Source organism: Clostridioides sp. GD02404 (assembly GCF_045898275.1).
Lineage (GTDB): Bacteria > Bacillota > Clostridia > Peptostreptococcales > Peptostreptococcaceae > Clostridioides > Clostridioides difficile_A.
Genome location: NZ_JBJOCA010000034.1, coordinates 18675 through 41908, shown reverse-complemented (window position 1 = coordinate 41908; position 23234 = coordinate 18675). Strand labels below are relative to the sequence as shown.

Below are 23234 nucleotides of genomic sequence, written 5' to 3'. Positions count from 1 at the left end.
CTTATGTAAGAACCGTAGGAACTACGGGGATAGCCTGTGGAGAATTGGTAAGACATATTTCAGTATGCAAAATTCTATTAAGCAGGAACCCTGTGACTTTAGTCATGGGAGGTTCAGAAAAAAGTACTTTTAGGAATAGGGATTGGTATATTAATATCAACTTTATGTATAATGCTTTTTAGCAACAATGATATGAGTAAAGCGGAGATAGAAAAAAAGGCAAGAGAGCTAGGTATGAAATATGCAAGTGAGATGAAGGTTTTAGAATAGATAATATTGTTGGATAATTTACAAAAAAGGAGGTCATAACGTGATAAGAGGATTATATACGGCAGTTTCTGCAATGATAACTAATCAACAAAAGCAAAATGTTGTTGTCAATAACTTAGCAAATATGGATACTAATGGATATAAGAATAAACTACTTCTAACTAAAAGTTTTGATGAATTACAGTTAGATAGTTACAATAATTATGTAAATGGAACTAAACAAAAGCAAGAAATAGGTAAGTTAAGCCCAGGTGTATCTATGGATGAAACTATCACAAATTTTAACCAAGGTCCTATAAAAACAACTGATAATAAAATGGATGTAGCCATCCAAGGCAAGGGATTTTTTCCAGTTAGTGATGCAGCTGGAAATCAATTTTATACCAGAAATGGTAATTTTAGAACAGATAATCAGGGTGACCTCATAACTAGTGAAGGATATTATGTACTTGGAACAAATACTGCAACTGGTGCTGTAGGACATATAAATGTTGGTAATAAAAAATTTGAAGTAGCAAAAGATAATACAATATCACTGGACGGAAATGCTATGTACAAATTTAATATGGTAGACTTTAATGACTATAATAAATTAAAAAAAGAAGGAGATAACTTGTATTCTGGAGGAGGAGCTATAAAGGCAAATAATGCACTTACAATACAGAGTGCAGTAGAGTCTTCTAATGTAGATATTGTGTCTGAAATTAATAACATGATGACAATATCAAGAGAATATGAGGCAAATCAAAAAATAATTCAAGCTATGGACTCTAAATTGGCAAAGATAGCAAGTGAGATTGGCTCAGTAAGATAGATAATAGGAGGTGAATTTTTATGTACACAATGTTTTATACTAGTAAAACTGCTTTATCAGCAAATCAAAGCAAATTAGATGTAATATCCAATAATATAGCAAATAATGATTCTAATGGATATAAAAAAATAAATATGGAATATTCTGACTTAGTAGATGAAGTACTAAACAGACCATCATATCCTACAAATGGTAAAGATATATCGACTGGAACTGGAGCTAAGGTATCAGCCCCTATGAGAAACTATGAACAAGGTGCATTGGCACCTACAGGTAGTAAGAGTGATTTAGCAATAGATGGAGAAGGATTTTTTAGAGTAATAAGAAAAGATGGAACATATGCATACACAAGAGATGGTGGATTTAATGTGGATGCTTTAGGTAAGATTGTAGATGCTAATGGAAATGTATTAGATGTTCAATTTGATGCAGGATATAACTATAATAATACGAATATAAATAACACAAACTTAACAGTTGCAAGAAATGGAGATTTAGCTGTAGATAATAAAAAAATAGGTAAAATCAATTTATATCAACCTATAGGGACTCAAAATTTTATCTCTGAAGGTGATAGTTTATTTGTTTCAACTGATGCAGCACAGATTAAACAAGTTGATAAAGTTGATATAGTTCAGGGATATAGAGAAAGGTCAAATGTTTCTTTACAAGATGAATTTGTTGACTTAATAGCCACTCAAAGAGCATTTCAGATGAATTCAAAAGGAATAAAGACAGCAGATGAAATGTGGCAAATAGCTAATAATTTAAGAGCTAAATAATTATGTAAGGTGAGGAATATTCATGTATGATATGAAAGATTATGATTTCGGCAAACCTCAGAGTTATTCAAGAGAAAATTTAACTTGTTTAAATTTTTTATTAGCTGAATTCTGTAAAAAATATAAAAATTATATAATTTATGAACTTAAGTGTAATTCTAGTATGGTAGTTGAGAGTATAGACCAAGTAAATTATCAAACTTTTTTAGATAAGGTAACATCTTCATGTATAGTAGTACAAAATTCGATGGAACCTATTATGAAAAACTTTTCTTTTAGAATAGATAGAAGTGTAGCTGATATGTGGATTGACGTGACAGCTGGAGGTAATGGGATTGTAAAAGACAATGACAGAGAACTTACAGAACTTGATAAGAAAGTACTCTTACATCTTATGGAAGATTTAGTAAGAAACATGCATCTATTTGAAGGCTTTGAAAACATACGAGTATTAGATACACATACACATATTAATTTACCTCAATTATGTTCTCCAACTGCACCTGTATGTGTAGTAGATTTAAAGGTGATAAATGATAATAAGTATATTGGTAGTGTTTCTCTTTGTTTCCCATATAATGCATTAGAGGCTATGCTGGAGAGTATTTCTGTTGTAGACTTTTTAGATATGGATGCAGGAGATAATTCAGACGAATTCACTAATAAAATATACAATAGTGTATCTAATATAGAGTTAGCAGTTATTGCAGAGATAGGAAAAGTATCGATTAATATTGAAGACTTACTCAAACTAGAGGTTGGAGATGTAATAGTAACAAATAAAAAAATAAATGATTATATAGATGTATTTGTAGAAAATTCAAAATCATACACAGCAACACCAGGTTTTATATCAAGTAAAAAAGGTGTGAAAATAAACGATGCTGTCAGAAAAGAGGTGTAGTTATGGATAATAGTAATCTTATTTCAGATGAAGAAGCAAAGATGTTATTAAATGATAAAGTTGAAAGTGAAATTGATGGAGATAATGAATTAGCTCTAGATGTCTCTGAAGCTAACAAAAATAATATACAAAGAATACTTGACCTTAAGCTAGAGTTATCTGTAGTTATAGGAAGAACAAAGATGAGTCTAAGAGACATTTTGAATCTAAATAAAGGTTCTCTTATTGAACTGGATACTTTGGCAGACCAAGATGTAGAAATATTAATAGACAATAAAGTATTAGCTTATGGAAAAGTAGTAGTAGTGGATTTGAACTTTGGTGTAAAAGTAACGAGTATAGTAAGTGAAGAGGATATGGTAAAATCTCTTGTTTAAAAACAACATTAATTAATACTTAAGGCATGAGGTGGTATTTATTTTAAACTTAAATGATATAAAAAAAGATATATTAAAACTCAATAAAAAGGACTCATGTGCTCTCTATAATAAATCTATTGATAATATAAACAATAATTACATATCAAGTGGATTAAAATTTTTAAAAGAAGCAAGAGATTTAAGGCCAGATGATGTGGATGTATTAAATCTCATAGGTCTTGTAAATTTACTAAAATGTAATTTTGATGAGTCTGTAGAAAGTTTCTATAAGAGTTTAATTTGTGAAAAAACTGCTCTGTGTGAAAAGTATATAAATATGCTTACATCTGAGGAGTTTTTAATTTTCTTTGAAAGATATAATCAGTTTATAAGAATGATAAACAAAGGTATGTATAAAGAAGCCATACAAGGATTCAAACTCATAACTGAGCAATATAGTGACTTAATAGAACCGTATGAGTTGCTTGCTTTACTTTATGAAAAGGAAGAAGAATATATAAAATTTGATGAATGTCTAGAAGTATTGAAGACTATTGATAAAGAAAATTATTTATTAAATCAAGAAAATGATACATTAGATATATACCATAATATTAACAGACAGGTTAAAATCAATGCGAATTTAGATGATTATAAGAATGAGCCTGTATATAAAAATATTAATAGTTCTAGGATTGATGGAACTAAAAATATGAATGAAGAAGGAAGCAAGGATAAAAAACAGAAAACTTCAGATTCTAATAAGAAAAAAAGTATTAGAAAAAACAAGTACATATACATAGCAATAATATTAGGGGTATTATTAATAGGACAAAATATATATAGTTCTTATAAGATGAATAATTTAACTAATAAAATATCTAAAAATAGTGGAACTAAAGATAGAGGGTCAATAGATTCTAGCTTGAATAAGAAAGAAAATAACAGAGAAGAAAATGAGGTTGCTGATAAGACTTCAAATACCAACAAGAGTACTAAAAATATTAATAAAAATGATGTAAAATCCCAAGAAAATATTGTGGAAAATGAAAGTAATAGTGATTCTAATTTATTTACAGAGGATGAACTGATGTCAAAGGCAAATACATTAAAGTCAGAAAAACAAACCAAATCTTCTATACAATTATATAAAAAGGTTGCAGATATAGGGGAGAATAAGGGAAATACATCAGAAGCAACTTATCAAGTTGCTATTCTTAGTGAAAAATTAAAAGACTATGATACTGCTGAAGAATATTATAAAATGTATGTAGAAAATTATTCAGAAAAAGATTCCTACTTTGATGAATCATATTATAACCTAGGTATGATGTATTATAATAAAGGAGATTTAAAAAATTCTAAATTAACATTAAAAAAATTAGTTAATAAGGTACCCAATAGCATGTATAATAATTCAAAAGTGAAAGAAATTTTGAAAGAAGAATAATTAAATTAGATAAGAAAAAGAAATTATTTTATTTTAAAATAATTTCCTTATAATATATTGACATACTATTTTAAAAAATTTAAAATATTAACTATAAAATGAGGAGGGATAAAAATGGAGTTTGAAAAAGGGAGTATTTCAATTCATACAGAAAATATTTTTCCTATAATTAAAAAATGGTTATATTCTGATAAAGACATATTTATAAGAGAACTTATAAGTAATGGATGTGATGCAGTAAGTAAACACAAAAGACTTGTATCATTAGGAGAAATATCAGAAGTTGAGCCATCAGATTATAAAATTACAGTATCTGTAAATAAAGGGGAAGGCACACTTAAATTTATTGACAATGGAATTGGTATGACTGAAGAAGAGATAAAAAAATACATAAATCAAGTTGCTTTTTCAGGTGCTGAGGATTTCTTTAACAAATATAAGGATAAGATGGAAGAATCAAATGACATAATAGGTCACTTTGGATTAGGATTTTATTCTGCATTCATGGTGTCTAAAAAAGTTCAAATAGACACACTTTCATATACAGAAGGAGCAACTCCAGTAAGATGGATATCTGAGGGTGGTACAGAATATGAGATATCTGAATCAGATGCTAGACATGAGAGAGGAACTACTATAACATTATTTATTGATGATGATAGTAAGGAATTCTTAGATGAATTTACTGTAAGGGGTATAATAGATAAGTATTGTTCTTTCTTACCAGTAGAAATATATTTAGAAGATGTTGAAAGATTAGAAAGAGAAGCTAAGGAAGCAGAAGAAAAAGTTAAAAAGCAAAAGGAAGAAGGAAAAGAAGAAGAAGTTATAGATGCAAAGGTAATTGAGCCTTTAAATGATACTAATCCTCTATGGCTAAAATCTCCAAAAGATTGTACTGATGATGAATACAAAGAGTTTTACAGAAAAGTATTCCATGTATTTGATGAGCCTTTATTCTGGATACATCTAAATGTAGATTATCCTTTTAACTTAAAGGGTATACTTTATTTCCCTAAACTAAAAAATGAGTTTGAATTGACAGAGGGAAAAGTGAAATTATACAACAATCAAGTATTTGTAGCTGATAATATAAAAGAAGTTATACCAGAATTTTTACTTCTATTAAAAGGTGTAATAGATTGCCCAGATTTACCATTAAATGTATCAAGAAGTTTCTTACAAAATGATAGAGATGTAAGTAAAATCTCTAAACATATAATTAAAAAAGTAGCTGACAAGTTAAAATCTCTTTCTAAAAATGAAAGAGAAGAATACAATAAGTTTTGGGATGATATACAAATATTTATTAAATATGGTTGCTTAAAAGATGAAAGTTTCTATGAAAAAGTAAAAGAATGTATATTATTTAAAACTATTAATGATGAATATATAACATTACAAGATTATCTAGATAAATGTAAAGACAAGCACGAAAATAAAGTATTCTATGTAAGTGATAAGGAACAACAATCACAATACATTAAACTATTTAAAGAATATGATTTAAATGCTGTTGTATTAAACTCATCAATAGATACTCACTTTATTTCATTTATGGAATATAAAGAAAATGGTGTTAAGTTTAATAGAATAGATGCAGACCTTTCTGATGTATTAAAAGACAAAAATGAAAATAAAGATAGTGAAGAAAATAAAGAAGAAATAGCTAAGATAGAAGGTCTATTTAAAGAAGCTGTTGGAGAAAGAGTTAAAAATTATTCTGTAGAAGGCTTGAAAAACGAGGATACTCCAGCTATGGTATTAGTGTCTGAACAATCTATCAGAATGGCAGAAATGCAGTCAAGATTTGCTGGAATGGATTTAGGAATGAACTTCGAGGAAGAGAAAACTCTTGTGATAAATGAAAATAGCCCAATTATTAAAAAATTAGTTTCTCTTAAAGATAATGAAGAAAAGAAAGATAAAGTTGCACTTATTTGTAATCAGATAGCAGATTTAGCTTTACTTTCTAATAAAGAATTAAAACCAGACGAATTAGACTCATTTGTTCAAAGAAGTAATAAACTTATGAACATGTTAATAGAATTGTAAGATTAAATATATTAAAGTAAATTTATAAAAAATATCTAATATTATGAGAAGAGTTATTTTAAGATAATTGAAATTATCTTTGTGTAACTCTTCTTTATTTTTTATCTTTGATTAAAGTTTCAAATATTTAAATAGATTACAATTAAAAATTGAATTTGGTTAAATAGAGATAACTTGATATAGTATAAAATAATACATATAATTAAGTAAAAGATTGTTTTGTAATTTATGTTTTAATACATAATTACGTTGTGTTGAAAAAAAATTATTACTAAAGTAGAAATAGGAGGTTTTGGCATGAATTTTAATTATAATTTACCAGTAAACATATTATTTGGGAGAGGTAGAATCAATGATGTAGGAAAAGAAGTATCTAAATATGGTAAAAAGGTATTAATTGTAACTGGCAAAAATAGTACAAAGAAAACTGGATTACTTGATAAAACAATAGACTTACTAAAAGATTCTAAAATAGAATATGAAGTTTTTGATAAAGTAGAACAAAATCCTCTTATAACTACTATATATTCAGGTGTAGAAATTATAAAAGCAACTGGATGTGACTGTGTCTTAGGTCTTGGTGGAGGAAGTATAATGGATGCTGCTAAGAGTATAGCTTTCTCTTATAAAAATCCAGGAGATTTAAATGAATATATATTTGGAATCAGACAAGGAGAAGAAGCTTTACCTATAATTTTAGTTCCAACTACATCAGGTACAGGTAGTGAGGGGAATTGTTTTGCAGTTCTTACAAATTCAGAAACCAAAGATAAAAAATCCATAAAAAAGAATAGTATGTATGCAAAGGCATCAATAATTGACCCAGAACTTATGGTTACAATGCCAAAACATATAATTGCATCAGTTGGATTTGATGCACTTGCTCATAATATGGAAGCATATCTTTCTAACGGAAGAAATTCCCTTGCAGATATACAAGCTATTTATGGAATTGAGCTTATATCAAAAAATTTAGTAAGAGTATATAATAATGTAGATGACCTAGAAGCATGGGAGAAAATAACACTTGCAAGCACTATTGGAGGAATGACAATTGGTACAGCAGGGACAGCCTTACCACATGGTATGGAACATCCTGTAAGTGGTCTTAGAGATGTAATGCATGGAAAAGGACTTGCAGCTTTGACTCCAAGCATTGTAGAAAGTTCATGGGATAGTGACATCGAAAGATTTGGAAATATATCAAAAATATTAGGAGGAACTTGTGCAGAAGATTGTTCAGATGCAATTAGAAATTTCCTTAAAAAAATAGATTTAAATATAAAACTAACTGATTTAGGTGTTGAAAAATCAGATATAGATTGGTTAACTGATAATTGCATGAAGATATCGGCCGCAAATATTAAGAGACATCCAAAAACTTTTAATAAAGAACAAATAAAAGAAATATACTACAAGTCTCTTTAACTTAACATTATACATTTAATTTTAGATAAATACATTTATTATCAGTAAGAAACTCATAAATAGTAGTGTACATATAGGAAATTAATCTTAAATTTTTATTTTACTTTCTAATAAATAAAGGTGCTTAAAAAAGGGAAGATTAACTAAGTAATATTTTATAAAAATCTTCATTTAAAAACTTTGAGTAGAGGTGAAATAAATGTTTAATCCCAAAAGAATAATATTTGAAAAAGGAACTTTAGATACTGATGTTGGAAAAAACATATATGATAAATTTAAAGATAAAAAAGATGTAGAGATAATTAATATATCATCAAATAGAGTCAAGGAACATATTCCAGGTGAAAATCTATACGAGCAATATAGGAGTGGAAAACAGACCATGGTAGTTGGGATTAGAAAAAGCATGAAGTTTCAAACATGTAAACCTTCTGCTAATTATCAACTACCACTTGTCAGTGGATGTATGGGAAGATGTGAATATTGTTATTTAAACACACAACTAGGTGATAAACCCTTTATAAGGGTATTTGTAAATATAGATGAGATACTTGAACAAACAAAGAAGTATATTGAAGATAGAAAGCCACAAGTTACTATATTTGAAGGTGCAGCTACATCAGACCCAGTTCCAGTAGAGCCGTATACCAATTCATTGAAAAAAACAATAGAGTTTTTTGGAAGAGAAGAAAAAGGAAGATTTAGATTTGTTACTAAATACAGTGATGTAGATAGTTTATTGGATGCTAAACATAATAATCATACAGAAATACGATTCAGTATAAATACTCCTAGGATTATAGAAGGACATGAACATTATACAGCATCTGCTAATAAAAGAATAGAATCAGCTGTGAAACTTGCTAAAGCTGGCTATCAGATTGGTTTTATAATAGCTCCTGTGTTTCTATATGAAGGTTGGAAAGAAGAATATAGAAGCCTTATCAGAAACATAAAAGAAGCACTACCAAAGGATTTTGATAGAAAAATTATATTTGAAGTTATATCTCATAGATATACTACTAAAGCTAAAAATAGAATATTAGAAATTTATCCAGACACATTGTTGCCAATGGAAAATGAAGATAGAAAGTTTAAATATGGTCAATTTGGATATGGAAAGTATGTATATGATAAAGAACAAATAGACGATATGAAAGAGTTTTTTCATAAGGAAATAAATGAAGTATTTGAAAATAGTTTAATAAAATATATAATATAGCAAATCTTTAAATTAGATTTGCTATATTTTATGTTCATATGTATTTTACATTTACTTAAAAAGTGATAAAACTCAGTACCATCATACAAAAAATTAAAAAAGGCACTGTATATCAAGAACATTTTTTTTAGTTTTGATAATATAAAGGTATAAGATTAATAACAATATTAGGAGGTACTTATAACTTGCATGCATGGGAATCTATTCAAATCACATTAGACTTAATAGAAGAAAGGTTATCAGAAGGAATCTCAATTAATGAACTGGCAAATGAAGCAAACCTATCACCATTTTACTATCAAAGACTGTTTAAAAGATTAGTCAATAAAACAGTGATGGAGTATATAAAACTTCGACGTCTTGCAAAAGCTTCTGAACATTTAGCAGAATATAAGAATCGTATACTTGATGTAGCTTTAAATTTTGGATTTGAAAGTCATGAGACATTTACACGTGCTTTTAAAAAAGCATATGGATTAACGCCAGAGGAATATAGAGCAAATCCAGTAAAACTTAATCAATTTGTTAAGCCAGAATTAATTTTAAATTATATTATGGTTGATGAAGGTGTACCGCTTATTGCAGATGATATAGTAATTGAAGTAACTCGCAGAAGATTGAGGAATCCAAGGTCTTTTATTGGAATAGAAGGAGAAATACCTATTTGCCAGTTGATGGGTGGTGAGACAACTGGTATTGCGATAGCAAAGGAATTATGGATGAAACTTGGAAGTCAAAAACACAATATACCAAATAAAATCCCAGGTGGAAATGAATTTGCTGCTCTTTATATGGGAAGTGCAAAAGAAGGGAATTGTATGTATATGGCAGGTATAGAAGTGGAGCCAGGTACATTGGTAGAAGGATATAGTACCTTTGAGTTACCTGCTAAAGAATATTTAGTATGTGGATTTGAAGCAGAAAATTTTAATGAGTTGGTCGATTCAGCTGTTTTTAAAGCAGATAAGTTTATGGAACGATGGATGAAGAATCATAATTTAATGGCCACTGATTTTGCGATTGAGATGTATTATCCTTCTACACCTGAAGTGGCATATATGGAGCACTGGACTGTTCCAGTACCTATTGAATAATAGAAGGGGGCATGAATATGGATTGGCAAGATATGTTTTTTCAAGATAACAAACCAACACCTGAACAAATCAAAGAGTTTATCAATAATCCATTATGGGACAATCTAAATAATGCTTTGATTTCAATTTATAATGTAGAGCCTAAGCTTGAATACAGTAAATGTTCAATGCAAAGAGGTTGGAATGTAAAATACAAAAAAAGAGGTAAATCATTGTGTACTTTATATCCACAAGAAGGTTCCTTTAAAGCTTTGGTTATTGTAAATGAGAGTAATAGAGTGGAAGTTGACTTATTTATTAATACTTGTTGTGATTATATCAAACAAATATACAGTGAGATAGATTTTTTTAATAGTAGTAAGTGGTTAATGATTCAAATAGATAATATATCTGTATTGAATGATACACTTGAACTGATTAAATTTAGAGCTTAATACATAAAACAGGATGACTTATATGAGCATCCTGTTTTTATATTAATTTTAGTAACTTATATAAATTAAATTAGTTTTTGTATCTTAATTTTTCATAATATTATATAACTTGAATTTACTAAGTATTATTTAAACTGATTTGATATAGAACTTAAATATATATTTTTTCCTTTATCAGTAAGGAACATAAAAATAATGCTCCATAAACAGTTTAGAGTACTTTCTATACTATCATGTTCATCAAGTTCTTTAGTACCAACGGGTTTATATATAAGTATTGTCAAAATACATTCAATAATGTTTTCTATTTGGTTAGGCATATTACATTCCTGAACTAAATTAGAGTTTTGTAGATTGATGAAGCTTTCTTTTAAAAACTGCTTAAGTTCTTTTATAAAATCAAGCTGAAATCTATATATTTTAGGGCTTATTTGAGATAACTGGTCATAATGTTTAAAATAGTATGCATTCTCATTTTGAATGTTTAGTGAATTTAAAAATAAATTATTTAAATCCTGTAAGGATTTAGGCATGTCTATTTTTTTATAGTTTTTATGTTTGTATTTAACTACCTCTTCAATCAAATCTTCCTTTTTTTTAAAATAATAAGTTAAGTTACCTACACTCATTCCCAAAGCATCAGCAACGTTTCTCATAGATACATTGTTATAGCCATATTCATTAAATAAGTCACGAGCTTTAATTAAGATATCCACTTTTGTTTGTTTTGCCATATTGAATCCTCCAATAAAAATTTATAATAACATTTATTTGACATTTTAGTACATTCGTACTACAATGTCAAGTAAAGTACGAGTGTACTAAAATAATATTTGTGTTATATTAGGAGGTCTTACAATGAGATACAAAAATGATAATTTAGAACTTTATAAAATTGGACTAGGTTGCGGAGGTATGGTAAACCTTGACAATAAAGCTGAGAATATAGCCACAATACATGAAGCTTTAGATAGTGGTATCAATGTGTTAAACACAGCTGACTTTTATGGAGCAGGTCAAAGTGAGATGGTAATAGGTGAGGCTCTTAAAGGTAGAAAAAGAGAAGATGCCTTTGTATCTGTAAAAACAGGGGCTCTTGTTGCACCTAATGGTCAAATGTATGGTCTTGATGTCAATCCTTTTAATATAAAAAGTCACGTTGCACAGACTCTTAAGAGATTAAATTTAGATTATATAGACCTTTATCAACCTGCGAGAATAGATTTGGCTATACCAGTAGAAGAGACTATTGGAGCTATTTCTGACTTAGTAAAAGAAGGATACATAAAACATATAGGTATTACTCAAGTTGGTGAAGATATTTTAAGAAGAGCTAATAAGGTTCACCATATAAGCTTTATAGAAGCTGAATATTCTTTATTTAATAGAGATATAGAAGAAAATATATTACCAACTGCTAGAGAATTAGGAGTAGGGGTTGTCGCTTTTGGGGCTCTTGCTCATGGTCTTTTAAGTGGAGTATGCTCAAAATCTAATGCTCAAAGATATAAGTGGATACCTTTATTCTCTGATGAGAATATAGAGAGAAACCTTGAACTTGTAGAGAACTTAAGAGAAATAGCAAATGAAAAAGAAGCTACTATTCCACAAATAGCTCTTGCATGGATTTTATCAAAAGGCGATGATATTATAACCTTGGTTGGAGCATCAAGAAGAGTTACATTATTAGATTCTCTAAAAGCTAAAGATATTAAATTGAGCGATGAAGATATAAGAAGGATTGAAAATGCTATAGACAAGAATAAAATTTTAGGTGCAAGTTTTCCAAATATGAGATTTAAGAATGGCAAGGTAGTTAAGTAGGGCAGTATTCGTATTTAAGTTTTAAGCCACTCTGTATAATGTGAACTGTCTCCTAAGAGGGGTATAGTTCATAAAAGAGTGGCTTTTTGTAATCAATTAAATAAACTAATATACTTCAATTTATTTTATTTTTCGACATTCCTTACAATTAAGTCCACATATGCTTTTTTCTTGCATATTTATAGCTCCCCAATTAGCAAATTGTTGTAAAATAGGCACAATACTTTTGCCTTTACTTGTCAATGTATATTCAACTTTCGGAGGAATTTCATTATATTGTTTACGATTAATAATACCATCAGACTCTAAGTCTTTTAATGATTGAGCTAGCATAGTGTTTGTAATTCCATCTAGTTTTCTTTTTATGCTACTATATCTAATCGGATTATCAACTGCCAACATACATATAATAGGTAATTTCCATTTACCACCAACGATATCTAGTGCATAACGTATTGGACAGGTTAATTCTTCAATCTTTGTAGTCGTATTTTTTTCATTATCTAAACTCATTATAATTACTCCTTACCTATAGTAGTATCTTTTTTATACTTTATCAGAAAAAACTGCATACTTGTTTTTTTTATATTTTATATTAAAATTATATCAAAGGATAATCCTTAATACAAGTATTTAAAAGGAGTGTAAAAATTATGAAAGTATTAGAATTTTTGAACAAAGCAGGAGTTTATTATTTAGCAACAGTTGATGAGAACAATCAAGCGCATGTGCGTCCTCTAGGGTTTGTTATGGAATATGATGGGAGACTTACATTTTGCACATCTAATCAAAAAGATATGTTTAAACAACTTATTTTTAATCCAAAGCTTGAGATTTGCTGTATAGACCAAAAACTTAATACTCTACGTATTTTGGGTGAAGCAGTATTCGTTACATCAAAAGAAACACAAGCTAAGGCACTTGAAATAATGCCAAGTCTAAGTCAGATGTACTCTGTAGGAGACGGTAAGTTTGAAATATTCTCTATTGATAAGGCAAAAGTTAGTTGTTGTTCAATGAGTGGTAAAAAGATTGATGTAGAGCTTTAATTATAATGGAATTGATATCCATAGTGAAAATAAAGAAAACGTTATTACTAAAATAATGACAAATTTAACTTAAATGCAATAAAAAAATTTAAGTAATGAATTTGTAAAAATATTTAGTTATTAGATTTGTATTTCAACAATGACATATTGTGTTGAATAATTACATAATAAAAATAAGAACAATTAAAATTTATTTTCTGATGGAGTAAACTTCCTTTAAAAAATAGTTTAACTATTAGCAACTTTTCTTAAATATGAATAAAATATGATAATTATAAAAAATTGCTACTTATTATTCGTATATTTTTCTATATAAATAATAAGTAGCATGACGTTATAAATTAATAGTGATAGAATATAAACTAATAGATAAGATATAATTTTAAAAGGAGTGATATGAAGTGAGCAAATATAGTTCTTTATGGGAATATGTCAAGAAATCTGGTAATCAATCATTTAAATTAACTTTTGAAGAAATAAAAGATATTGCAGGGATAGAGATAGACCATTCGTTTTTGAAATATAAAAAAGAATTAAATGAATATGGATATCAAGTAGGAAAAATCTCTTTAAAAGAGAAGACTGTTATTTTTAATAAAATTGGTTAATATATTAATAATTGCATATAATCAAATAATTTGTATTGACTAACATTAAAATTAAAAATAAAGTAAATCTTATATAAGACTTACTTTATTTTTAGTTGATTCTTTTTTTAGTTTTATACTATAAGGTATATATAAAACTGCACCTATTAAAAATGTTATAATTTCTGTTACTGTCATAGACCATATTAGCCCATCAAGTCCATAAAAATAATTAAGAAATATTACTATAGGTATATACAATCCACCTTGGCTTATAGACATTATACCTGTTTCAATGCCTTTTCCTGATGCTTGATATATTGTCATAAATAAGGATGTAACTCCATTGAATAAGGCAGATACTAACATAGCTACCAATACATACGTCCCTATTTCAATAACTGATGTATCAACTGAGAATGTTTGTATTACTTGAGTTCTAAATATATAAACAACTCCTGAAAATACAACTGCGATTACAAATATGAATAAAGCAGAATACTTTATACTTTCTTTTAAACGAGGTATATTCTTATTAGAGAAATTATATGCTATAAGTGGCATTACACCTAAAACAATACCCATAACAAAGAATTCTGGAATTTGAGCAATTCTAAGTGCTATACCAAAACTAGCAACTATGTTATTTCCATATTGCATAGAGTAATTATTGGATAATAGTGTAGTCACAATTAAGAAAGAGCATTGGATTAATTGGGATACACCAACTTTATATATTTCAACTTGGCTATTTATGCTGATTTTTATGTAATGTAAAAATCCTCTAAGGTTCTCGCTTTTAACATTTAAATACCAAACATAATAAGCACTAGATGCAATATTAGAAAGTATCATTGATAATGCAGCACCATACACATGCATATTAAGAACTAGTATAAATAAAACATCTAATATGATACTAACTATTACACTTACAAACATACCATACATAGATTCTTTTGATGCACCTTCAGACCTTACAATTTGCTCAAGAGAGAAGTTCAATACAATAGAGAATCCACCAACAAATAGTGTAATCGCATATTGTTTTGTATATTCAAATGTAGCCATATCAGAACCTAATAATTTAACAATAGGATTCATTAGTAAGTAGCCAATTAGACCTATTAATAGACCCGTTATAATACTTGCATAAAAAGTATATCCAGCAATTTTTTTGGCTTCATCACTATTATTTTGTGCAATTAGCCTAGTTATGAATGTACTGCCACCAACACCAAACATATTTCCAAAAGCCATTAGAATTGTAAATATAGGGAGTCCCAATGTTATTGCACTAAGCATAGCTGTGTCATGAACTAATCCTATAAAGTAGGCATTAATTACATTATAAATAGTTCCAGCTGACATTCCTATCATCATAGGAATAGATAAATAAAGAATAGTTTTTTTTATTGGTTCTTCTTTTAAATATTTAATATTTGATTTTTCATTTTCCATGTTATCCTCCTAAATAATATAAATTATAATGATAAGGCACCTTATGAAATATATTATACAGGTACCTTAACAATTTTGCAACATATTTCTTAAGGTACCTGTATAATTGCGCTATATTTGGGTAATATATAGACTTAAAATTGAGTTTTTTTTAAAACAGAAGAGGCTCTAATAAATATGGAATATAAGGTATTAAGGAGATGGATGAGACTTTAAAATAAATAAAAGAGTAAAGTGATAAGATAATAAATATCTAATCATTTACTCTTTTATTTATTTATATAAATCTTTTTATTTTAAATTTTGGAAGTTGATAATATATATAATGACTACAGTTTCTTTTATATTTTATGGCTACAATAGATTTTATTCAAAGTAAAATAAATCTTCAAATTTTTTATCTAGAGCTATACATAAGATAAGTGCTAATTTTGCTGTTGGATTAAATTGACCTGTTTCTATTGAACTAATAGTATTTCTTGACACACCAACCATTTCAGCTAGTTGACTTTGAGATAACTTTTTCTCTGTTCTTACTATTTTTAAGTGATTTTTTAATATTAATTCTTCATTCATATGCTTACCTCAATGATGATAAAACAAAATTAGTCAATGAGAATATAGTTGTAATTAAGAAACCAATAGCCAAAATCAAATTCTTTTTTTCATATGTGAATTGGTATTTTGCTATATTTTCAGCAAGACCAAATGTCCAAAATAAAGCAGATACTGCATCACTCTTTTGTCCAATAAAGGCGTTAAATATTACAATGAAAGCGAAGACACATGTGAAAATTGAATATCCTATTTTTCTACCTTTATTTTCAATGTACTCTAATCCTTCATCTTTATTGGATTGACGACTCTTACTTAAGATTTCTTCTTTATTCATATGAGACACCTCCTAATTAGATGCCAAGTTTACTTGGTATTTTAATTATATCATGCAAAGTTTACTTGTCAAGAACTTTGACAATAAAACTTGACATAAATATGATATTAATCAATAAAAAAAGACAAACTTAATTAAATTAAGAATGTCTTTTTTTATTGAAACACTATAATAATATTCTATTAATCCAACAACTAAACTTCAACTTAGAATCTAACAATCTAACATATATTCTTTATTATCTTAGCAGGTACACCTGCAACAACAGTATTTGGAGGTACATCTTTTGTGACTACTGCTCCTGCTGAAACAACAGCATTTTCACCTATTGTAATACCTGGCATAATCATTGCTCCTGCTCCTAACCAAGCATTCTTCTTTATAACTATAGGTGTAGACACAGTGGAATGCCTTTTAGATGGTTCTAAAGGATGATTTATTGTTATAAGATTTACTTTAGGTCCAATAAGTACATCATCTTCAATCGTAATGCCACCTCTATCCATAAATGTACAGGCATGATTAATAAATACATCCTTTCCAACTCTTATATTTTTTCCAAAGTCTGTGTAAAATGGTGGTATTAAATATAAGCTTTCATCGACTTCAACACCTGTAAGTTTAGAAAATAATTTTCTTATTTCTTTTTTAGTATGATACGAGTTATTTAGCTCAGCAGTTATTTTTTTAGCCCTTTCTATTACATATCTTATTTTATCCATATCTGGGTCAGAATCTGAAATTACTTCGCCAGATTTGTCTCTCTCAAATATATCTATATTACTCATAAATTTCCTCCTATTGATTTTACTTACAAACTGTACAATATCTCTATGTAAAACTCATTATGTTTACTCAACTCTTAAATAGAGTATACTACTTGGAGTTAACTACAACACAAGCCTTTTTTATTATTTAAGAATAAATAATTAATTTTTATCAAAAAATCTATAATTAAATATTAATATTGTTTATATAGAATGTTTCATTATGTATGTAAACTAAAGTTTACATATTTCAAACCTTACTTTGTAGAACAGTTGAGTTTAATACTTTATAATTGAAATATAATTATTTTAAATCGAAAGGGGCTTAATATATGAATTTAGGAGACAAGATTACAAAACTAAGAAAGAAATATAATTATTCTCAAGAATTGTTGGCTGAAAGACTAAATGTATCTAGACAAACTATTAGCAAGTGGGAATTAGGGCAAGCTAAGCCAGACTTAGAAAATATAAAAAATATATCAAAGCTATTTAATATTACTTATGATTACTTGATTGATGAAAGTAATTTATGTTCTAAAGATATAACTGATAATATTAGTAAGGATGTTGACTGGACAAAAGCATGGAGCTCTAAGTATCCTATTTTAGAAGCATATGTTGATATAGAGGGGATAGAAAAGTATCAAATAGCTATTGAAGAATTATATTCAATATTTGAAAAAGAATACAAGATGAGCAATGAGAATAATGTACTTATATTAAAAGATATTTTATACAAGGCGTTTAAAAAGCATGATAAATAAAAACTATATCTGGATATATTCATCTGTGGTTTTGTATAAAAATGTGGAAATAATTGGGATAAATAAAAAATTATATAAATTGAATTTAAAAATATATTTAAGCAGGTATCTAAGATACCTGCTTATTTGTTTCTCTATGGTTGATTTTTTCATCAAAAGTCAACTTTAAATCGCTTGTTAGGTTCATGGATTTAAGGATATAATTATACAAAGGAGGCGTTGATATGAATGAATTAAACATTGCAAAAACACTGATTTTAAAGCGTAAAGAAAAAGGAATTACACAAGATGAACTTGCAAATTATATAGGTATCTCTAAAGCCTCTGTATCTAAATGGGAAACTGGGCAAAGCTATCCTGATATCACTTTTTTGCCACAACTCGCGACATATTTCAACATTACAGTTGATGAATTAATTTGTTACGAACCGCAAATGATTAAGGAAGATATTAATAAACTATATCAGCGATTGTGTAAAGATTTTACTGTTAAACCATTTGACGAAGTTATGGATGAAATACGAGAAACCATAAAGAAATATTATTCATGCTTTCCTTTGATTTATCAGATGGGTGTTTTAATAATTAATCATTATGACCTTGTAGATGAAGAAAAACGTGAACTATTAATTAGTGAAGCATTAGAAATTTTTATTCGAATACGAGAAACAAGTGATGATATAGAAATTTGTCGTCAGTCAAAAGGTATGGAGGCAACCTGTTATATCTTGTTAAATCAACCTATAGAAGTTATTGACTTATTTCAAGATAGCAATTTTCCCATGGTAAATGAAAGCATACTCCTTGCACAGGGACAAATGATGAATGGTCAAACTAGTGAAGCTAATGAAACGTTACAGATAGGAGCATATCAGAATCTTACGTTGTTAGTTCAAGATTTAGTGGGACTTCTGCAAAACTCAGATAAATCACAAATTGAAGAAATAGAAAGACGTATTTTAATGATTTCAGATACTTTTGACCTTGATGCATTATCTCCTGGCATTATGTTTTCTGTATATTTAACACAGATACAAATGAATTTAATACATGGAAATACTAAAGGAGCTATTAAGTCATTACAAAGATATGTAGATTTGGCAATGAGTGATATATATCCAATTATGCTACATAGTGATGACTTTTTTAATCATATCGATGGCTGGATTTCTGATATTGGAACAGGTATTACACGTGATGATACAATTGTAAAGGCAGGTATTGTTGCTGCTATTAAGAATAATCCTATGTTCTCTGTATTAAATGAGAACAAAGAATACAGATTTCTTATAGAAAAATTATCTTTATTGGAGGAATAAAATTATGGAAAATTTAATGGAAAATTTACCACTGTTACTTCCTATTATTATTTTAAATTTAATACTCGTAATTACTGCACTTATTCATATAATAAAACATCCAAATTATAAAGTTGGTAATAAGGCAATATGGATTCTTTTAGTGTTATTTATAAGTATAATAGGCCCAATTTTATATTTCACTATAGGGAGAGGTGATGAATGATGAATATTGTTTCAATAAATGGGTTATCAAAAAGTTTTGGTAATCGAAAGATAATAGATAATCTAAATCTTACTGTACCAGAAGGGTCAGTTTTTGGCTTTGTAGGTAAGAATGGTGCAGGCAAGACTACAACAATGAAAATGGTGCTTGGGTTACTTGAAACAGATATTGGAACTATAAATGTTTGTGGTGAGAAAGTGACCTATGGAAGAACAAGTTCTAATCGCCATGTAGGTTATCTACCTGATGTTCCAGAGTTTTATAACTATATGAGACCACTTGAATATCTTTCTCTTTGTGGAGAAATCACAGGGCTTTCAAAACAAGAAATAAAGTTAAGAAGTGAAGAGTTGTTATCACTTGTAGGACTTGGAAATGAAAAGAAACGAATAGGTGGATTTTCTCGTGGAATGAAGCAACGTCTTGGGATAGCTCAAGCATTACTTTCACGCCCTAAATTACTTATTTGTGATGAACCAACAAGCGCACTTGACCCTGTTGGTAGAAAAGAAATATTAGATATTATGTTTAAAATTAAAGACTCAACAACCGTAATATTTTCAACACATATACTATCTGATGTTGAAAGAATTTGCGACCATGTTGCTATATTAAATAACGGAAGCATTGCTCTTAGTGGTACACTTTCAGAAATAAAAAGTATGCACGGAAAAGATAGACTTTTATTGGAGTTTTCAAGTAATGATGAAATCCAAGTATTTAAGTCTAGTAGTAGGATTAAATCCTTACTTAAAGATTCAGAAGAGACTAATATGGAAATTATTTTCCATGGTAAAGATATAAAATCAATACAACAAACAGTCATATCTACACTTGCAGAAATGAATCTTTGTCCAATAAAGATGGAATTAATAGAATTGTCACTTGAAAATTTATTTTTGGAGGTAGTAAAGTGAGAGAATACATAGCATTTACAAAAAAAGAATTTGTAGAGAACGTAAGAAATTACAAATTATTTAGTCTGATTACTTTATTTTTAATATTTGGAATAATGAGTCCTCTTTCTGCTAAATTTATGCCAGACATAATTGCTCATTTTGCCCCAACGTTAAAAGTTACTGCTTTACCAACTGCTTTAGATTCTTGGACACAGTTTTCTAGTAATATTTCTGGTCTTGGAATGAGTTTAACTCTAATTATTTTTTGTAATATTTTATCAAACGAATATTCTAAAGGAACACTTGTCATTATGTTGACTAAAGGATTGTCACGTTCATCTGTAGTATTATCTAAATTTTCTATTGCAGTAATTATTATGACCATTGGTTTCTGGTTGAGTTTTTTATGTACTTATGGTTATACAATGTATTTTTGGCCAACTGCAAATCTTAATCATGTTGTATTTTCAGCATTTAACTTATGGATAATTGGTATTATGTATATTACTATATTAATTCTTGGATGTGTATTATTTAGACCAGCATTTGCAAGTGTATTACTTGTATTAGTAGTAACCCTTGCTTTGAGTTTAATTTCTATTCCTAAGCAGATTGCACCTTATACGCCTAATTTCATATTATCAAAAAATATAGATTTGATTTCAGGTAAAGTGACAGCTCCAGAATTTATTATTCCAATCATTGTAACAATTATTATTTCAATAGTGTGTCTGTTATCAGCTGTTATTTTATTTAATAAAAAACCAGTTTAATGATATCTTCATTATAAATATAAATAGCAATATATTGTGTAGAAATAAACTTAATAATGTATAAGAATATATCTAAGCAAAAAAGACTTGAACTTAAGTTTCAAGTCTTTTTTTGTTTTACTTCTACTCATTTTATTTTATAATAATTAAATTATTACCTTAAGAAATTGTTTAAAAATAAAAAGGAGCTAGATTATAATCTAGTGATTATCAGTTATTTAAGATATGCTATAGTATATAGAGCCTAACTAGTAAAAAGTTAAAACGGTGTAGTAAGGAGTTAAAATAATATTGTTTTTATTAAATAAAGATAAGAATCTTTAATTGTGGTAAAATATACTAAAAAATCACTTTAAAAGTGATAAAATTAATTCAAGTAAATATTTTAAAGGGGTGTAGATATGGAAAAGTCAAAAGTATATTTTTGTGACTTATACTCAAATTCGCAAAATAAAAATGTGCCAAACAATGTAAGAAGATTATTTGATACAGCAGGATTCAAAGATTTAATAGGAAAGAATGACCAAGTAGCAATCAAACTTCACTTTGGAGAAAAAGGAAATACTACATATATGAGTCCTGTAGCAGTTAGACAAGTGGTTGATAAGATTAAAGATTGTGAAGGAAAGCCATTTTTGACAGATACAAATACATTATATACAGGGAGTAGAACAAATTCTGTAGACCATCTTACAACAGCTATAGAAAATGGTTTTGCCTATGCAGTGGTAAATGCGCCAGTAATAATTGCAGATGGATTGTACAGTAGAAATTATGAAAATGTACAAATAGATAAAAAACATTTTGAAAGTGTGAAAATAGGTGGCGAAATTTATAATTCTTCTGCAATGATAGTAATGAGTCATTTTAAAGGTCATGAAGCAGCAGGTTTTGGAGGCGCATTAAAAAATTTAGCTATGGGGTGTGCAAGTGCAGCAGGAAAGCAAATGCAACATTCTGATGTTACGCCAGTAGTAAAAGAGAAGAAGTGTATAGGATGTGGAAAATGTGTTAATTCTTGTCCTACAAAAGCTATAAGTATAGTAGATAAGAAGGCAATTATAGATTCTGATGTGTGTTATGGATGTGGAGAATGTCCAACTGTCTGTCCAACTAGAGCAGTAACTATACAATGGGAAAGTGACTCAGATGTGTTTGTTGAAAAGATGGCAGAATACGCTTATGGAGCAGTATCAAACAAAAAAGATAAGGTAGGATATATAACTTTTGTCATGAATGTAACTCCACTTTGTGATTGCGTGCCTTGGTCAGGTAGACCGATTGCACATGATATAGGAATATTAGCATCAACAGACCCAGTAGCTATTGAACAAGCATGCTATGATTTGGTTTGTAAGGAAATGGGTCATGATGTGTTCAAACATGAGCATCCTCATGTAAATGGAACTAGAATAATAGATTATGCATGTGAAATGGGAATGGGAAATAAAGAATATGAATTAATAAAATTATAAGAATAGTAGGACTTAAATGCATATAATTATTGTAAGAGAAATTTAAAAGTATCAAAGGAGTATGCATTTATGAAAATTTACTATGAGAAAGAAAATAGCAAGAAAGCTAATGTAAACAATATCCCAAGTGTATTTGCATTTAATTTTCTAAGAAACTTTTTAACTAGCAAAGAGTATGAGGAAACTAGAAAAGAATATTTTATAAATAATCTAACAAAAAATCAGGTTAATCAAGCTATGAAGGATTTAAAATGGCTATTTAGAGAGTATGAAGGTTTAGAGGTTGTTACAATGGAAAGCTTGGATGGAGTTAAGACAAGGATAGTTTTGTAAATTAATAAGAATAATATTTAATAAAAAATACTGTTTTAATAGTGATATGTATAAATATATTATACGAATAC

General features: G+C 28.2%; 27 protein-coding genes. 21 read left to right on the top strand and 6 right to left on the bottom strand.

The features are described from left to right. The 11 genes from Q3287_RS16885 to Q3287_RS16835 form a co-directional block, all read left to right on the top strand. Nucleotides 1-182 (top strand): hypothetical protein (locus tag Q3287_RS16885; RefSeq protein ID WP_407964480.1); only part of this gene is annotated, 182 nt, incomplete at its 5' end. 128 nt (nt 183-310) lie between these two features. Continuing rightward, nucleotides 311-1084, top strand: coding sequence for a flagellar hook-basal body complex protein (locus Q3287_RS16880; protein ID WP_407964479.1), 774 nt, complete (start codon nt 311-313; stop codon nt 1082-1084). 20 nt (nt 1085-1104) lie between these two features. Next, nucleotides 1105-1866, top strand: a complete 762-nt coding sequence (locus Q3287_RS16875) for a flagellar hook-basal body complex protein (RefSeq protein ID WP_054268829.1) — start codon at nt 1105-1107, stop codon at nt 1864-1866. A 22-nt stretch (nt 1867-1888) separates the two neighbouring features. Next, on the top strand, nt 1889-2770 hold the full coding sequence (locus Q3287_RS16870) for a FliM/FliN family flagellar motor switch protein (protein ID WP_054268830.1): 882 nt from the start codon (nt 1889-1891) through the stop codon (nt 2768-2770). 2 nt (nt 2771-2772) lie between these two features. Beyond that, on the top strand, nt 2773-3147 hold the full coding sequence (locus Q3287_RS16865) for a FliM/FliN family flagellar motor switch protein (protein WP_054275673.1): 375 nt from the start codon (nt 2773-2775) through the stop codon (nt 3145-3147). A 31-nt stretch (nt 3148-3178) separates the two neighbouring features. Then, nucleotides 3179-4579: a tetratricopeptide repeat protein gene (locus tag Q3287_RS16860; protein ID WP_407964478.1), complete on the top strand. Its 1401-nt coding sequence runs from the start codon at nt 3179-3181 to the stop codon at nt 4577-4579. Between the two features lie 114 nt (nt 4580-4693). Next, complete coding sequence (gene htpG, locus Q3287_RS16855; RefSeq protein WP_407964477.1) at nt 4694-6634, top strand: molecular chaperone HtpG; 1941 nt, start codon at nt 4694-4696, stop codon at nt 6632-6634. A gap of 297 nt (nt 6635-6931) precedes the next feature. Beyond that, entirely contained in the window at nt 6932-8062 is a 1131-nt protein-coding gene (locus Q3287_RS16850) for an iron-containing alcohol dehydrogenase (RefSeq protein WP_407964476.1), read from the top strand. 199 nt (nt 8063-8261) lie between these two features. After that, on the top strand, nt 8262-9284 hold the full coding sequence (gene splB, locus Q3287_RS16845) for a spore photoproduct lyase (protein WP_054268882.1): 1023 nt from the start codon (nt 8262-8264) through the stop codon (nt 9282-9284). Nucleotides 9285-9469: 185 nt separating this feature from the next. After that, nucleotides 9470-10378: an AraC family transcriptional regulator gene (locus Q3287_RS16840; protein WP_054275677.1), complete on the top strand. Its 909-nt coding sequence runs from the start codon at nt 9470-9472 to the stop codon at nt 10376-10378. Nucleotides 10379-10395: 17 nt separating this feature from the next. Further along, a complete protein-coding gene (locus tag Q3287_RS16835; RefSeq protein WP_407964475.1) occupies nt 10396-10812 on the top strand; it encodes a DUF3788 domain-containing protein in 417 nt (138 codons plus the stop codon). Between the two features lie 125 nt (nt 10813-10937). Here Q3287_RS16835 and Q3287_RS16830 read toward each other — a convergent pair whose 3' ends face one another. After that, a complete protein-coding gene (locus Q3287_RS16830; protein ID WP_407964474.1) occupies nt 10938-11546 on the bottom strand; it encodes a TetR/AcrR family transcriptional regulator in 609 nt (202 codons plus the stop codon). 124 nt (nt 11547-11670) lie between these two features. Here Q3287_RS16830 and Q3287_RS16825 point away from each other — a divergent pair, with 124 nt between their 5' ends. Continuing rightward, nucleotides 11671-12636: an aldo/keto reductase gene (locus Q3287_RS16825; protein ID WP_407964473.1), complete on the top strand. Its 966-nt coding sequence runs from the start codon at nt 11671-11673 to the stop codon at nt 12634-12636. A gap of 120 nt (nt 12637-12756) precedes the next feature. On the opposite strand, the gene Q3287_RS16820 is transcribed toward Q3287_RS16825, so the two are convergent. After that, the gene (locus Q3287_RS16820; protein ID WP_054268887.1) at nt 12757-13149 is read right to left on the bottom strand and encodes a helix-turn-helix domain-containing protein; all 393 of its coding nucleotides are present in this window, start codon (nt 13147-13149) and stop codon (nt 12757-12759) included. 140 nt (nt 13150-13289) lie between these two features. On the opposite strand from Q3287_RS16820, the gene Q3287_RS16815 reads away from it, so the two are divergent. After that, entirely contained in the window at nt 13290-13685 is a 396-nt protein-coding gene (locus Q3287_RS16815) for a pyridoxamine 5'-phosphate oxidase family protein (protein ID WP_054268888.1), read from the top strand. A 401-nt stretch (nt 13686-14086) separates the two neighbouring features. Beyond that, nucleotides 14087-14293, top strand: a complete 207-nt coding sequence (locus tag Q3287_RS16810) for a hypothetical protein (protein WP_054275680.1) — start codon at nt 14087-14089, stop codon at nt 14291-14293. A gap of 69 nt (nt 14294-14362) precedes the next feature. Here Q3287_RS16810 and Q3287_RS16805 read toward each other — a convergent pair whose 3' ends face one another. The 4 genes from Q3287_RS16805 to Q3287_RS16790 all read right to left on the bottom strand — a co-directional run bounded on the left by Q3287_RS16805 (nt 14363) and on the right by Q3287_RS16790 (nt 17413). Beyond that, nucleotides 14363-15733, bottom strand: a complete 1371-nt coding sequence (locus Q3287_RS16805; RefSeq protein ID WP_407964472.1) for an MATE family efflux transporter — start codon at nt 15731-15733, stop codon at nt 14363-14365. 366 nt (nt 15734-16099) lie between these two features. Next, a complete protein-coding gene (locus Q3287_RS16800; protein ID WP_054268891.1) occupies nt 16100-16309 on the bottom strand; it encodes a helix-turn-helix transcriptional regulator in 210 nt (69 codons plus the stop codon). 4 nt (nt 16310-16313) lie between these two features. Further along, nucleotides 16314-16625 (bottom strand): DUF6442 family protein, encoded by a 312-nt coding sequence (locus Q3287_RS16795; protein ID WP_243193876.1) that lies wholly within the window; start codon nt 16623-16625, stop codon nt 16314-16316. Nucleotides 16626-16846: 221 nt separating this feature from the next. Next, nucleotides 16847-17413, bottom strand: coding sequence for a sugar O-acetyltransferase (locus tag Q3287_RS16790; protein WP_021382845.1), 567 nt, complete (start codon nt 17411-17413; stop codon nt 16847-16849). Between the two features lie 311 nt (nt 17414-17724). Here Q3287_RS16790 and Q3287_RS16785 point away from each other — a divergent pair, with 311 nt between their 5' ends. The 7 genes from Q3287_RS16785 to Q3287_RS16755 all read left to right on the top strand — a co-directional run bounded on the left by Q3287_RS16785 (nt 17725) and on the right by Q3287_RS16755 (nt 23163). Beyond that, on the top strand, nt 17725-18159 hold the full coding sequence (locus Q3287_RS16785; protein ID WP_407964471.1) for a helix-turn-helix domain-containing protein: 435 nt from the start codon (nt 17725-17727) through the stop codon (nt 18157-18159). Between the two features lie 224 nt (nt 18160-18383). Then, complete coding sequence (locus Q3287_RS16780) at nt 18384-19478, top strand: helix-turn-helix transcriptional regulator (RefSeq protein WP_167640749.1); 1095 nt, start codon at nt 18384-18386, stop codon at nt 19476-19478. Nucleotides 19479-19482: 4 nt separating this feature from the next. Then, nucleotides 19483-19683 (top strand): PLD nuclease N-terminal domain-containing protein, encoded by a 201-nt coding sequence (locus Q3287_RS16775; RefSeq protein WP_054268895.1) that lies wholly within the window; start codon nt 19483-19485, stop codon nt 19681-19683. Then, nucleotides 19680-20600 carry an ATP-binding cassette domain-containing protein gene (locus Q3287_RS16770; RefSeq protein WP_407964470.1) on the top strand — a complete coding sequence of 307 codons (921 nt, stop codon included), beginning with the start codon at nt 19680-19682 and terminating at the stop codon, nt 20598-20600. The genes Q3287_RS16775 and Q3287_RS16770 overlap by 4 nt, the downstream gene beginning before the upstream one ends. Next, nucleotides 20597-21355, top strand: a complete 759-nt coding sequence (locus Q3287_RS16765) for an ABC transporter permease subunit (protein WP_167640750.1) — start codon at nt 20597-20599, stop codon at nt 21353-21355. Before Q3287_RS16770 ends, Q3287_RS16765 begins: the two co-directional genes overlap by 4 nt. Before the next feature lie 401 nt (nt 21356-21756). Next, nucleotides 21757-22830: a DUF362 domain-containing protein gene (locus Q3287_RS16760; protein WP_074179325.1), complete on the top strand. Its 1074-nt coding sequence runs from the start codon at nt 21757-21759 to the stop codon at nt 22828-22830. A 69-nt stretch (nt 22831-22899) separates the two neighbouring features. Then, nucleotides 22900-23163: a hypothetical protein gene (locus Q3287_RS16755; protein WP_054275688.1), complete on the top strand. Its 264-nt coding sequence runs from the start codon at nt 22900-22902 to the stop codon at nt 23161-23163. Nucleotides 23164-23234: the final 71 nt, after the last annotated feature.